Annotated in this window: 9 protein-coding genes; 2 read left to right on the top strand and 7 right to left on the bottom strand. The window is 66.0% G+C overall.

Annotation, left to right across the window (positions count from 1 at the left end):
* Positions 1 to 11: 11 nt before the first annotated feature.
* Positions 12 to 1,493 (bottom strand): N-acyl-D-amino-acid deacylase family protein, encoded by a 1,482-nt coding sequence (locus L0U81_RS02140; RefSeq protein ID WP_233799946.1) that lies wholly within the window; start codon positions 1,491 to 1,493, stop codon positions 12 to 14.
* A 3-nt stretch (positions 1,494 to 1,496) separates the two neighbouring features.
* Complete coding sequence (locus tag L0U81_RS02135) at positions 1,497 to 2,387, bottom strand: MurR/RpiR family transcriptional regulator (RefSeq protein ID WP_233799945.1); 891 nt, start codon at positions 2,385 to 2,387, stop codon at positions 1,497 to 1,499.
* Positions 2,388 to 2,542: 155 nt separating this feature from the next.
* Here L0U81_RS02135 and L0U81_RS02130 point away from each other — a divergent pair, with 155 nt between their 5' ends.
* Positions 2,543 to 3,820 (top strand): amino acid deaminase, encoded by a 1,278-nt coding sequence (locus L0U81_RS02130; protein ID WP_233799944.1) that lies wholly within the window; start codon positions 2,543 to 2,545, stop codon positions 3,818 to 3,820.
* Positions 3,821 to 3,933: 113 nt separating this feature from the next.
* Here L0U81_RS02130 and L0U81_RS02125 read toward each other — a convergent pair whose 3' ends face one another.
* Together L0U81_RS02125 and L0U81_RS02120 are read right to left on the bottom strand one after the other, a co-directional pair.
* Positions 3,934 to 4,428, bottom strand: a complete 495-nt coding sequence (locus tag L0U81_RS02125) for a MarR family winged helix-turn-helix transcriptional regulator (protein ID WP_233804184.1) — start codon at positions 4,426 to 4,428, stop codon at positions 3,934 to 3,936.
* A gap of 30 nt (positions 4,429 to 4,458) precedes the next feature.
* Positions 4,459 to 6,054: an MDR family MFS transporter gene (locus tag L0U81_RS02120; protein ID WP_233799943.1), complete on the bottom strand. Its 1,596-nt coding sequence runs from the start codon at positions 6,052 to 6,054 to the stop codon at positions 4,459 to 4,461.
* A gap of 146 nt (positions 6,055 to 6,200) precedes the next feature.
* Between L0U81_RS02120 and L0U81_RS02115 the strand changes: the two genes are divergently transcribed.
* The gene (locus L0U81_RS02115; protein ID WP_233799942.1) at positions 6,201 to 7,040 is read left to right on the top strand and encodes an EcsC family protein; all 840 of its coding nucleotides are present in this window, start codon (positions 6,201 to 6,203) and stop codon (positions 7,038 to 7,040) included.
* On the opposite strand, the gene L0U81_RS02110 is transcribed toward L0U81_RS02115, so the two are convergent.
* The 3 genes from L0U81_RS02110 to L0U81_RS02100 form a co-directional block, all read right to left on the bottom strand.
* Positions 7,010 to 7,975: an alpha/beta hydrolase gene (locus L0U81_RS02110; RefSeq protein WP_233799941.1), complete on the bottom strand. Its 966-nt coding sequence runs from the start codon at positions 7,973 to 7,975 to the stop codon at positions 7,010 to 7,012. The genes L0U81_RS02115 and L0U81_RS02110 overlap by 31 nt on opposite strands.
* Positions 7,976 to 8,105: 130 nt before the next feature.
* Complete coding sequence (locus L0U81_RS02105) at positions 8,106 to 8,540, bottom strand: CHRD domain-containing protein (RefSeq protein ID WP_233799940.1); 435 nt, start codon at positions 8,538 to 8,540, stop codon at positions 8,106 to 8,108.
* Between the two features lie 450 nt (positions 8,541 to 8,990).
* Positions 8,991 to 13,484: an ATP-binding protein gene (locus L0U81_RS02100; RefSeq protein WP_233804183.1), complete on the bottom strand. Its 4,494-nt coding sequence runs from the start codon at positions 13,482 to 13,484 to the stop codon at positions 8,991 to 8,993.
* Positions 13,485 to 13,499: the final 15 nt, after the last annotated feature.

The following is a 13,499-nucleotide window of genomic DNA, read 5'->3' as shown; positions in this document are numbered from 1 at the left end:
ATCGATAAAAATCAGAACGCGCCCTGCGCATCGCCCTTCGACGGCGCGCCGCGCGTGACGAACCGGCCAGCGCGCTCGCCCGTCACCGCGCCGTCGCGATACGACAGCACGCCGTTGACCCACACCGCGTCGATGCCGGCGGCCGGCTGCTGCGGCTTGTCGAACGTTGCCGCATCGTGCACTTTCGCCGGATCGAACAGCACGAGGTCGGCGTGATAGCCGATATGCACTTCGCCGCGCTGCGCGAGACCGAAACGGCGCGCGGACAGGCTCGTCATCTTGCGCACCGCCTCTTCGAGCGGCAGCAGGGCGGCATCGCGCACGTAGTGGCCGAGCACGCGCGGAAACGCGCCCCAAAGACGCGGATGCGGCAGCGGATCGTTCGGCAGGCCGTCCGAGCCGACCATCGTCGCCGGATGCGACAGGATGCGTCGCACGTCGTCTTCGGACATGTTGTGATAGACCGCGCCCGCCGGTTGCAGGCGCTTGCCCGCTTCCTGCTGCGAGACGCCCCACGCGGCCGCGACTTCCTTGATCAGCTTGCCCGCCATCTCCGGATGCGGCTCCGACCACGTAATCGTGATGTCGATGTCGCCCGTCACCTGCTTCAGATCGAGCGTCGACGAGCTGCGGTTGTACGGATAGCAGTCGCAGCCGACCGGCTGAGCGCCGCGCGCGCCTTCGAGCGACTTCAGCACCTCGACGCTGCGCCCCCAGTTCGACGGCCCCGCGCACTTCAGATGCGAGATCACGACCGGCACGCGCGCATGACGGCCGACGCGGTAGGCCTCGTCCATCGCGTCGAGAATCGCGTCGAACTCGGTGCGCATGTGGGTCGTGTACAGCGCGCCCACAGCGGCGAGCGGCTCGGCGAGCGCCATCACTTCCTCGGTCGGCGCGGCGAACGCCGAACCGTACGCGAGCCCCGAGCTCAGACCCAGTGCGCCGTGCGCTAGCGCTTCCTCGAGTTGCGCGCGCATGCCTTCGATTTCCTGTGGAGTCGCCGCGCGATCGAGCCGGTCCATCTGGTTGTTGCGCAACGCCGTGTGGCCGATCAGCGCGCCGACGTTCACCGCCGGGCGCGCGGCATTCACCGCGTTCACGTAGTCGGCGAAGGTCGGGTACTGGAACGCGTCGCGCTCGCCGAGCAGGTTCATCGGATCGGGCGGATCGCCCTTCAGCGATACCGGCGACGCGCTGATCCCGCAATTGCCGACGATCACCGTCGTCACGCCCTGGGTGATCTTCGGCAGCATCTGCGGCGAGCGGATCACGTGGGTGTCGTCATGCGTGTGTACGTCGATGAAGCCCGGAGCGAGCGCGCGCCCCTCGGCCTCGATCACCTCTTCGGCAAGCCAGTTCGACAGATTGCCGATCGCGGCGATGCGCCCGTCGCGGATCGCCACGTCGCGCTCGACGGGCGGTGCACCCGTGCCATCGTATAGTTGCGCGCCGACGATCAGCGTATCGGCGGCTTCTGGATGCGAATGCATGGATCAATCTCCTAACGGTTGTCGATCGCCGCCGCCGCGGTGCGTGTCGAGCACGTGCTTCATACGGCGCAGCAATTCGCGGCTCTCGTCGCCCTGACTGACAGCGAGTTCGGTGACGAGCACATCGAGCGCCATCATCATCGCGTAACGGGATGACGACGGCTTGTAAATGAAATCGGTTTCGAACGCGACGATCGGGATCAGCCAGTCGGCGAGCTTCGCCAAAGGTGACGCGGGCGCGGTCAGCGCGATCACGGTCGCGCCGTAGCTGCGTGCGATCCTGCAGTTCTCGACCATCTCGGGCACGCGGCCGGTGGTGGACAGCGCGATGACTACGCACTCGCGCGACACCGTGCTCGCGACCATCCGTTGCAACAGCCCATCCTGATACGTCGCGACCGGGCGGCCGAGGCGCACGAGCCGGAAACGCATCTCGTCGGCGAGCGCGGTCGAGCCGCCGCCCATGCCGAACACGTAGATCATCCGCGCGGCGCGCAGTGCGGCCGCCGCTTCGGCGAGCGGCGCCTGACGCAGCAACTGGTGGTTGCGCGCGAGCGCGGTTTGCAGCTCGTCGAAAACGCGCGTGGCGATCGGCTCGGGTGCGCCGCTTGCTACCTCGCGCTCGAGAAAACGCTGACCGACCGCGGCCGCCTGCGCGAGCCGCAGCTTCAGTTCGCGCACGTCGCGGCAGCCGACCGCCTTGGCGAAGCGCGTGACGGTCGCGATGCTCACCTCGGCCTGCTGCGCGAGCGCGCCGATGCTCGCGCGCGACGCGCTGGTCAGATCGTCGAGGATCAGCGCGGCGACCTTGCGTTCAGCGGAACGCAACTCCGGCGCGCATTCGGCGATGCGCGCAACGATGTCGAATGCGAGCGGTTCGGCGCTACTGTTCATGGCGGACGGTGGGGTTGGCGACACGGCTTTCGCGCGCCTTTCCGGCAGCCTTCGAAACCCGTGGTACTAAATAACATTTCTCCAGACATCGTACTTTCGGTAACATGGTAAAGTCAAATCTGATGCAATTTAACCGGACGATGGAGCACGGAGACATGAAAGTTACAAACTATCAGGGCGCGACGATTGATCCTTATAGCAAGGGCTTGGGCATGGTTCCGGGCACCAGCGTCCAGCTGAAGGACGCCGCGCGCCTCGAGTGGAACCTGCTCGCAGAAGACGTCAGCCTGCCGGCCGCCGTGCTGTACGAGGATCGCGTCGAGCACAACCTGAAGTGGATGCAGGCGTTCGTCGCCGAATATGGCGTCAAGCTCGCGCCGCACGGTAAGACCACGATGGCGCCGCAACTGTTTCGCCGTCAGCTCGAAACCGGCGCGTGGGGCATCACGCTCGCCACGGCCCACCAGGTGCGCGCCGCGTACCACGGCGGCGTGTCCCGCATCCTGATGGCGAACCAGCTGGTCGGCCGCCACAACATGATGATGATCGCCGAGTTGCTCACCGATCCGGAGTTCGAGTTCTTCTGCCTCGTCGATTCGGCCGAAGGCGTCGAGCAGCTCGGCGAATTCTTCACGTCGGTGAAGAAGCCGCTGCAGGTGCTGCTCGAACTCGGCGTGCCGGGCGGTCGCACCGGCGTGCGCGATGAAGCGCAGCGCAATGCGGTGCTGGACGCGATCGCGCGCTATCCGGACGTGTTGAAGCTCGCGGGCGTCGAGCTGTACGAAGGCGTGCTGAAGGAAGAACCCGAGGTGCGCGCGTTCCTGCAAGGCGCGGTCGCGGTGACGCGCGAACTCGTCGAGCAGGGGCGTTTCGCGCGCTCGCCGGCGGTGCTATCGGGCGCGGGCTCGGCGTGGTACGACGTGGTCGCCGAAGAGTTCGCGCAAGCGACGCAATCGGGCAAGGTCGAAGTCGTGCTGCGCCCGGGCTGCTATCTGACGCACGACGTCGGCATCTATCGCAAGGCGCAGACCGACATCTTCGCGCGCAATCCCGTCGCGAAGAAAATGGGCGAAGGGCTGTTGCCGGCGCTGCAATTGTGGGCGTACGTGCAGTCCATTCCAGAGCCGGATCGCGCGATCATCGGCCTCGGCAAACGCGACTCCGCGTTCGACTCGGGCATGCCGGAACCGTCGCGCCACTATCGTCCGGGCAACGAAGCACCGCGCGATATCGCCGCGAGCGAGGGCTGGGAAATCTTCGGCCTGATGGACCAGCACGCGTATCTGCGGATTCCCGCCGGCGCCGATCTGAAAGTCGGCGACATGATCGCGTTCGACATCTCGCATCCGTGCCTGACGTTCGACAAGTGGAAGCAGGTACTGGTTGTCGATCCGCAGTATCGCGTGAAAGAAGTGATCGAGACGTTCTTCTGATTGGATCGCGCTGCGCTGACTGAGGCAGGGGCGTTTCCACCACAAAAAATGGCTGTGTGCCCTTGGGCGCACAGCCATTTTTATCGCCACGCACGCAGCAAAAATTACGCGTGTTACGCCGCCTCGTCGCCCGCGGTCTCCTGCGCCGCCGCGGCGGCCACGGCCGCTGCGCTCGCATTGGCCGTCACTTCGCCGATGCGCGTCTCCAGCATTTTCAGCGCGCTCGACAACGCCCCAAGCACCTCGTCCGGCAATGCCGCCATCGTGTCGTGCAAAAACGCATTGCGACGCGGCAGGCTCGCCTCGGTCGCGGCGTAGCCCGCTTCGGTCAGGCGCACATTGGTCACGCGGTTATCGCGCGTATCCATGCTTCGTGCGATCCAGCCCATGCCTTCGAGTGTCTTCAGCTGCCGCGTGAGCGCGCCCGGATCGACGCGCAGCAGCTCGACGAGCCGCTTCTGCGACGACTCGCCGGCCCGCTCGCGCAGCGCGAGCAGAATACGCCAACGTGGCAACGGATGCCCCACCTGGGCCTCGAATGCCGACATGAACGACCGATAAGTGCGGCCGAATTGCTGCACGACGGCGACGCGATCCTGTTCTTCCATAATCTGTCTGTCCAACACCAAGTCCAAAAATCAGTCCGCGTGAGTCACGGGCTCGAGCTTGCGCCGCAGCTTGATCGGCGGCACGCGGCGGCATTGCCACACCGACACGACGGCGATTGCCGCGGCTATCGCGAGACCCAGATGGATCGCCCCGACCAGCGCCTCGCGCGCACTTTCGAGCAGCATCGCGCCGTTATGGCCCGCGTGCGTCAACTGGTTGACGAGCGTGGTCTGCGCGTCGCGGTTGATCAGGATCTGCGGATCGCCGAGATCGGCGAACCAGTGCGATGCGCCCGCGCCTTCCAGCACATTGCGCACGCCGCTCTTGTACATATGGGTCACGAGCGTGCCGGTCAGCGCCGTGCCGATCATGCCGCCGATCATCCGCAGCGACTGCAACAGCGCGGTCGCAATACCGAGGTGCTCGCGGCCCGCGGTCTGCTGCGCGAAGATCGTCAGGTTCGGCATCACGAAGCCGAGCCCGAGGCCGCCGGCGATCATAAACGACATCAGCACCCATTGCTGCATCGACCGGGTCGCCACGACGATGCCAAGGCACGACAGCGCAACCATCGCAAAGCCGATGTACAGCATCAGGTTCGGATTCTTCACCCGCGACACGACGCGCCCGTTCGTGATGCTGCCAATCGTGATGAACACGACGAGCGGCGTGATCACGATGCCCGCCTCTTTCGGCGACATGCCGAAGCCGCCCTGGAACAGCAGCGGCGCATAGAACAGCAGCGAGAACATCGTGAAGCCGCCGAGCACGGCCAGCGTGAACAGCGCGGCGAGACTGCGGTTGCGGAACATGTCGACCGGCAGGATCGCGGTCGGGCAGCGCTTTTCCCATTTCCACAGCGAGATCGCCGACGCGACGCTCAATCCGAGCAACGCAAGCGCGCTTAGCGTGAGGCCATGCTTCGGCAGCAATTCGACGAACAGCTGCAGCGAGCCGAGCGCAATCGCGATCAGCAGCGCGCCGGGCCAGTCGAGCCGCATTTTGACGGTATGCTCGACGTGCCGCAGATGCGGCAGGAAACGCCAGACGAAAAACAGCGACAGCAGCCCAACCGGCAGATTCACGTAGAACACCGAGCGCCAGCCGTAGTACTGCGTCAGAAAACCGCCGAGCGACGGGCCGACAGCATTCGCGATGCCGAACGCCGAGCTCATCAGGACCTGCCAGCGCAGCCGCACGACGGAATCGGGGAACAGATCGGGAATGCAGGCGAACGCGGTACCGACCAGCATGCCGCCGCCGATGCCCTGCAGCCCGCGCGCGAGCACCAGAAATAGCATGCTGTTGGCCGCGCCGCACAGCACCGATGCGCCGGTAAACACGACGATCGACGCGATCACGAACGGCTTGCGCCCGTAGTAGTCGCCGAGCCGCCCGAAGATCGGCACGGTGATCACCGAGCTGAGCAGATACGACGTGGCGACCCACGCGTACAGCTCGAAGCCGCGGAGTTCGGACACGATGGTGGGCAGCGCGGTACCGACCACGGTCTGGTCGAGCGCGACCAGCATCGTGACGAACGAGATGCCGAGCATGGCCAGCAGGGATTCGCGGAACGGTAAGACTTGCCCACTCGAATGGTGGGCGGCGGTGTGGACAGCCATTTTTGACGGGAGCAAAAGTTGACTTGTCAAAGGATTCGGAATCATACCACGGCGCAACGCTCTAACCGGGACGGAACGCGTCTTGCAGCGCGTAGGTAAACTGACCTGAACTAACCACGACACGACACCACATGCCAGGGAGGCCCATGCAGCCAAGCACGCTCGCAGCCCCATCCTTATCGGAGCAGGACCTGAACGCGCTGCGGCGCGCGAAACACCAGCTCGAAAGCCCCGCGCTCACGATGAAGCTCGCGAGCGTCGTCGGCGCGCCGATCGAGAAGCTGCTGTCACGCATTCCCACGTTCGCCAACGAAAAGGTGGCCGATGCGACGCAGGCCGCGTTGCGCAAATGCCTGTCGATCGCGCTGCGCACGCTCGGCCGCCGCGACGACACCAAGCCGCTCGCACCCGACAAGCCGAGCAACCTGCTGCACAAGTTCGCGGTCGCGACGACTGGCGCGGCCGGCGGCGCGTTCGGCCTCCTCGCGCTGCCGGTCGAGCTGCCGGTGACGACCACGCTGATGTTCCGCTCGATCTGCGACATCGCGCGCAGCGAGGGCGAGGACCTGAACTCAGTCGAAACGCAGCTGCAATGTCTGACCGTGCTCGGCATGGGCGGCACGTCGAGCGAGGACGACGCCGCCGACTTCGGCTACTTCTTCATGCGCGGCGCGCTCGCGCAGGCGGTGTCGAAGGCGTCGTCCGAAGTCGCCAGCAAGGGCTTTACGACGCACGGCTCGGCGGCGCTGCTGCGGCTGCTCAACGCGATCGCCGCGCGCTTTTCGGTGCAGGTCAGCGAGCAGATCGCGGCCAAATCGATTCCGGCGATCGGCGCGGTGCTCGGCGCCATGGTCAACACGGTATTTATCGATCACTTCCAGCAAGTGGCGCACGGGCACTTCACCGTGCGCCGGCTCGAGCGGCAATACGGCCAGCAAACGATCGAAGCCGTCTATCAGACGCTCGACGTCACGCTCGACGCCTGAGCCTGATTCGCGGCACGGCTCGTCGCGCGTCGCACGAACGCGGCCGCGCGGTCGAGCGCGCGGTTCGCCTCCGGCATGAACGGCGCGAACATCGGCCACACGTGCGGCACGTCCTTCCACACCTCGCATTCGCAATCGACACCCGCCGCGTGCGCGTTGTCGGCGACGCGGCGCGCGTCGTCGAGCAGCACCTCGGTGCTGCCCGCCTGCACGAACAGCGGCGGCAGACCGTGCAGGTCCGCATAGACCGGCGATGCGTACGGATGGATGGCCGGCGCGTCGCCGAGATAGACCTTGGCCGCACGCCCGATCGAGGCGCCGCAAAACATCGGATCGACGCTGTCGTTGGTACGCAGGCTTGCGCCGGTCGTCGCGAGATCGGTCCACGGCGAGAACAGCAGGCCGCCCGCGGGCATCGGCGCGCCGGCGTCGCGCAGCGCGACCAGCGTAGCGAGCGCGAGACCGCCGCCGGCCGAGTCGCCGGCGATCACGATCGAACTGGGTGCGATGCCCATGGCGAGCAACTGACGATAGGCCGCGGTGGCGTCGTCAAGCGCGGCCGGGAAGCGATGCTCGGGGGCGAGGCGGTAGTCGAGGGAGAAGAGCCGCGCGTCGGCGCGCGTCGCGAGGGCGAACGTCAGCGACCGATGCGTACGCGGCGAGCAGAAGTAGTAGCCGCCGCCGTGGCAATACAGCACCGTAGGCTCCGCGCCGCCGGCCGTGCCGCCGTCCGCACGCTCCAGCCATTCGCCGACCAGCGGTGCGTCGCTCGCGCCATACGTTTCGCGCAGATGCCAACCGCGTGGCACGCGGGGCGACCACACGCGCTTCGAGGTCAGCGCGCGCGCCCGTTCGACATTGATAACCGGCTTGAGGGTTTCAGGCCGAAATCGCCTGCGCAAATACCAGCACGCGAGCGCGTTTTGCCAGCTCATCGGGACATGCTCCTTCGTTGAAGTCCCGTCATGGTACGTGCGTTGGGGGCGCCAGTGGGTAGCGCGTTCTAGTCGGGTGATGGTGTGTCTGCGCCGCGGCACGCGCGCGAGGCGCATGCGAACGCCGCCCTTAGTTCGCCGGCAGCACCTGCCCACGAATCTCGCCGGTCGGATTCTGCGCGGTATAAACGTTGAAGTACCACTGCCCTGCCAGCAGATCCGTGACCTGCTGCTCGGTCAGCTTCGCCGTGCCTTTGATCGGGCTCGCGAGCGCATTCCTGTCGATCGGCACCTGGACCTTCGCGTTCTGTCCGACCGGCGCGGGACCGTGGAAATGCGCGGCGGTGCACGGGCCGCTCAAGCCCTCATAAGTGATGGTCCACTGCAGCGATTGGGTGGACGTGTCGAAGGTGGCATCCAGTATGCCGTGCCCGTGACTCACGCGCGGCGGTACTTCGCTCGACGGCTGGAGATTCGCCTTCAACGCCACCGTATCCGCGAATGCAGCGCCCGATGCGAGGGCCCACAACACCACGGCCAGATTCAATTTTCGCAGCGAAATCATGGTCTTCTCCGGACATTGACGCGCCGCGGCGGCGCCACTGTCGGCCGCGCGGAGCTTCCACATACTAGTGCAAATCGTTCGGAGCCGGTGAGGCTGGACTGGCAGCTTGTTTGATGCCGGTCTAATTCGAACCGGACTGTGAATCAAACGCAATGCTCATTGGCGCAAAGTGCGCAATGCGTATACGTTTTCGTCGAATGAGCCTGAAATAAAGACAGAAAGCGTATTGCTAAACCGCTTTAATCGATTTAGCCGAAAAGTTAATTGCGCGAATTGCAATGAATAAATGACGCCATTCCTGGTATCATTCCGTTCGCGAGAAGTGACTCCTTCATCGAAGGACGTCTCCAAATCTTTAACGCGGCTTCGGCCGCGTTTTTTTTCGTCCCGATTTTTCCCCGACCTTTTGAATTGCTTGTGTGTTTGCGCGGGGCCACTGCGCGCCGCACACTAGGCGAGCAACGCGGCCTGCTGTTCGATGCCGTCGAGCATCGCCTCGCATTCGCGGATCAGCGCATGCCCCTCGTCACGCAACTGCTCGGGCGATTTCGCGCTGATGTCGCAGCAATAGGCTTCGAGCGCTTGCACGAGCGGCGGATACTGCAGCACGCTCGCCGCCCCCGTCACCCGATGCAGCCACTCGCGCACCCGCCCCTCGTCCGCGCGTTCGAGTAACGCCGCAAGCGCTTTGATGTCGTCGCGCATCGACGAGACGAATGAGCCGAGCAACGCCTTGACCGTCGCCTCGCTCCCCCACAATTGCGTCATGTGCGCGAGTTCGACCGGCACGAACGGCTCGGCGCTCACGCTCTGCATGGCCGGCCGCTCGCCGGCCGGCGCTGACGACGTGCGACCGGGCGTTTCCGGCGGCGCGGCCTGCCGCACGCTGTCGGTGCCAAACCAGCGGCCCAGGTTGTCGCGCAGCGTCGCGAGCCGGGTCGGCTTGATCAGACTGTCGTCCATGCCGGCTTCGCGGCAGAGACCCAGATCGTCGGGCGCGGTATTGGCCGTGATGCCGAGTATCGGCAGACGTTGCGCGCCGCCGCGCCGTGCCTCCGCTTCGCGGATACGGCGGGTCAGTTCGTAGCCGGACAGGTTCGGCATGTGACAGTCCGTGATCAGGCAACCATAGTTCGTGCGCTCCAGCGCCGCGAGCGCCTCGACGCCGTCGTTCGCGACGTCGCACGCGAAACCCAGCAGTGCGAGTTGCTGGCGGATCAGCTCCTGATTGACTGGATGATCTTCCGCGACAAGAATCAGCCGCCCGCTCGCGATCGCGCGTTCACGATCCGGCGGCGGCGCGACGCCTTCGATCGCGGACGGCACGCCTGCCGCGCGCGAGCCCATCGGGGCCATCGACGGCAGCCCCGTCATCGCTGCCGCGCACGCGGCGCCGAGACCGCGCCAGGAAATCGGGTTGATGCTCACGCGCACCTTGTCGTCGACGATGCGGTAACCCGTCGGCTGCGATTTTTCGGTCAGCGTGATGACGCGCGTATTGGCGCCGATACGCGCGGGCAACGTGACGTCGTCGCCGACGAACAGCAGATCCGCGCGGCTCAGTGTGGCACTGTCGCCCAGCGTCGCCGCGTCGGGCGCGAGGCGGCGCAGTTCGAGCCCAAGCGCCTCGCCGAACTGCGCCAGGGCGCGGCCGATGCAAGGATCACGCGTGATCACCACGCCGAGTTTGCCGCGCAGACCATTGACCGGATAGCGCCGCGCGACGACCGGCATCGTCAGCCGCACGATCATGCTCGTGCCGTGGCCGAGTTCGCTGCGCAGCGTGAGCGTGCCGTTCATCAGTTCGATCAGCTTGCGGCAGATCGTCAGCCCGAGGCCCGTGCCGCCGAAGCGCCGCGTGGTGGACGATTCCGCCTGCACGAACGGCTCGAACAAACCCGCCTGCAGGTCCGGTGCGATGCCGATGCCGGTGTCCTGCACGGTCAGTTCCAAGGTCTGCGAATCCGCGCGATCTTCGACGACCGATACGCTCACGCCCACCTCGCCCTTCGGCGTGAACTTGATCGCATTGCCGAGCAGGTTGAACAGAATCTGCCGCAGACGCACGCTGTCGCTGCGCAGCGTCGCAGCGACGCGGGCCGCAATGTCTACGCGCACTTTCAGACCTTTTTCGTGGGCGCCCCCCGCCAGCAAGCCGACCGCGTTATCGACGAGCTCACGCAGATCGATCGGCTCGGCTTCGAGCGTGAGCCGCCCCGCCTCGATCTTCGAATAGTCGAGCAGGTCATCGAGAATCTGCAGCAGCGCGCCCGCCGACTCGTGGATCATGCCGAGCATTTCGCTCTGGTCGGTACTGAGCTGCGTGCGCTCGAGCACTTCGACGAGACCCAGCACGCCATTCATCGGCGTGCGGATTTCGTGGCTCATCATCGCGAAGAAGTTGTCCTTCGCGCGCGAGGCCGCCTCGGCCACATCGCGTGCCCGCGCGAGCTCCTCCGAACGCGCGCGCTCGACGCTCGCATCGACCCAATAGCCGCTCCACACGACGCTGCCGTCGGCTTCGCGCCGCGGCACCAACTCGGCCCGCACCCATTTCAGCTGGCCGGCGCTTTCGAGGCGGAACTCCATATGCACGGGAGTGGCACGGCTCGCGGAACGCTCGAGCTCGCCGAGCACGAGCGGCCGATCCAGCTCCGACACGCGCTGGAAATCGACCCGCGCAAGCCCTGGCGATGCGTTTGCGTCGCCACCACCCTCGCCGAGCAGATGCCGCGTGTCGCCGCCGATGTACGGGAACGAATACGCGCCGGCCGGCGAGCGCCGCAACTGGAACACAACGGCCGGCAACGAGCGCGTGACGTCGAACAGGCGCCGTTCGGTTTCGCGCGCGCGCATTTCGGCACGCCGGATATCGGTGATGTCGACCATCGTGCCGAGCACGTACGCCGGCTGTCCGTCGGTGCCTTTGCAGACTCTCGTCCAGAAAAGCCCATGCCGCGACTCGCCGGCGCTGTCCTCGAACTGCAACTCGACATTCGCGCTGCCGCCGCCGCGCAGAATCTCGCGCGTCATGTCGTCGAGCATGCGGCTGTTCGCGTCGCCCCATGTGCCGACCTCGGCCGTCGTGCGCCCGAGCACGGCCTCCCGGTCGAGCCCGCACGCTTTCTCATAGGCTTCGTTGATCGCGATGTACCGTCCGTCCAGGCCTTTCGCGGTGAGCGGATACGGCACCGTCTGCATCATCGTTTCCTGGAAGTTGAGTTGCAGTGCAAGCTCGCGCTCGGTCTGCTTGCGCAGCCGGACTTCGCGCTGCAGCAGCACGTACGAGCGCAACGTGACCAGCAGCACGACGCCGATGGCGATCAGGACCGGCAGCAGCCGCACCGCGGTCACGCTCCAGATCGCGTCGTGCGGTGCGGCGGGCCTCACCCACTTGCGGCGGATGCGCTGCTTTTCGGCCGCAGGCATCGCCTGCAACGCGCGATCGATCAGCTTGACGAGCGGGCTCAGATCCTCGCGCACGGCAAAATACAACGAGTCGGATTCGCCGAGCGTGCCGAGCACCCTGAGGGCGGCGGCGTAGTGCCGCCGCAGCTGCGCGTTGATCGCGGCCGCGTTGCCGACCGCCACGTCGGCCTCGCCGCTCGCGACCTCGCGCAGCGCATCGTCGAGGCTCGCCGCGACGACGATGTGATCGACCGGCACCGCTTCGAACGCGAGCGGCACCGAACCGGCTACATGCGGCGACATCACGATGCTGCACGACGCGAAGTCGTCGAACGAACATGCGGGCGGCACGCCGTTGCGCCCGACGATCACCAGCGGATCGCGCTCGTACACGCGGGTATGCTCGGCGCCTTCGAGAAGCGAACCGCGGCTCGACGCGGTGGCCAGCACCGCGAGGTCGCCGCGCTGAAACGCTTCGACGGTGGTGGGCCAGTCAGCCATGCGCGCGCGGTTGAGCACGACGCCGAGCGTACTGCTCAGGTACGCGAGGTAATCGGCGGTCAGACCGACGGGGCGACCGGCGTCGTCAACATAGCTGAACGGCGCCCAGTCCTTGTCAAAACCGATCTGCAACGGCGGCAGTGAACGCAGCCAGTTCTTTTCTTCCGGCGTTAGCGTGAAGCCAGAGGTGTCTGGTACGGGCACCGTGTTGAAGTTGCCGGACAGCCAGCGCGCGCGTATCTCGGCGGCCTCGGCGGGGTTCAGCGAAGCGAACGCGCGGTTCAGTTGATCACGCAACGCAATCTGTCGAGGCGAGACGGCAAAGCGCAGGTCGAGCGCCTTGCCGACTGGCTCGAAGGCCACGCGCAGGCCGCGATAAGCCTCCGTGGCCAGTTCATATCGCACGACCGGCGTGAAGCCGAAGTACACGTCGGCATCGCCATGCAGGACCGCCGTCAGCGCCTCTTGCGTGCTCGCAAACAAGACGATCCTCGCGTGCGGAAAGCCATCGCGCAACAGACGCTCACGCGCAAAACCTCGCTCAATCGCGATACGCGCGCCGCCGAGGTTGGCAGAGTTCGCGTAATGGGTATCGTCGCGACGCACGACAGCCGACGCGAACGCGCGGAAGTACGGCGCCGTGAAACCGAGGCAGCGTTCGCGCTCCGGCGTACGCGCTACGCTCATCAGCAGGTCGACCTGGCCGGAGCATGCGGCGTCGATGAGTTTGGCCATATCGGGAAAGGTCTTCGTCTCGATGACGACGTTCGGCCCCACGAGCACGCGCAACAGGTCGCCGCTGATGCCGGCGGGCCGGCCGTCCTGCTGGATGTCGAATGGCGGCCAGCCGCCTTCGAGTATGCCGACGGTCAATCTGGCGGGAAATGCAGTGGGCGACGGGGCTAAAGAGCGCACATGCACTGCGGAGGCCGCGGAGACAGAGACGATTGCGGACGCCTCCGACTCCACGCCGCCGGGTGCGGCCATGCAGATCGCATGCGTGGCGGCCAGCAGACATAACGCGAGCCAATGCATCGTCGAGTGGCGCAG

This window comes from Paraburkholderia sp. HP33-1 (assembly GCF_021390595.1).
Classification (GTDB): domain Bacteria; phylum Pseudomonadota; class Gammaproteobacteria; order Burkholderiales; family Burkholderiaceae; genus Paraburkholderia.
The sequence above is the reverse complement of the archived record's forward strand: the minus strand, read 5'-3'. Positions and strand labels throughout refer to the sequence as shown.

Bases quoted from the DNA above. Each gene is read 5' to 3' on its own strand.
- L0U81_RS02140 (WP_233799946.1), bottom strand. From the start codon at position 1,493: ATGCATTCGCATCCAGAAGCCGCCGATACGCTGATCGTCGGCGCGCAA.
- L0U81_RS02135 (WP_233799945.1), bottom strand. From the start codon at position 2,387: ATGAACAGTAGCGCCGAACCGCTCGCATTCGACATCGTTGCGCGCATC.
- L0U81_RS02130 (WP_233799944.1), top strand. From the start codon at position 2,543: ATGAAAGTTACAAACTATCAGGGCGCGACGATTGATCCTTATAGCAAG.
- L0U81_RS02125 (WP_233804184.1), bottom strand. From the start codon at position 4,428: ATGGAAGAACAGGATCGCGTCGCCGTCGTGCAGCAATTCGGCCGCACT.
- L0U81_RS02120 (WP_233799943.1), bottom strand. From the start codon at position 6,054: ATGGCTGTCCACACCGCCGCCCACCATTCGAGTGGGCAAGTCTTACCG.
- L0U81_RS02115 (WP_233799942.1), top strand. From the start codon at position 6,201: ATGCAGCCAAGCACGCTCGCAGCCCCATCCTTATCGGAGCAGGACCTG.
- L0U81_RS02110 (WP_233799941.1), bottom strand. From the start codon at position 7,975: ATGAGCTGGCAAAACGCGCTCGCGTGCTGGTATTTGCGCAGGCGATTT.
- L0U81_RS02105 (WP_233799940.1), bottom strand. From the start codon at position 8,540: ATGATTTCGCTGCGAAAATTGAATCTGGCCGTGGTGTTGTGGGCCCTC.
- L0U81_RS02100 (WP_233804183.1), bottom strand. From the start codon at position 13,484: ATGCATTGGCTCGCGTTATGTCTGCTGGCCGCCACGCATGCGATCTGC.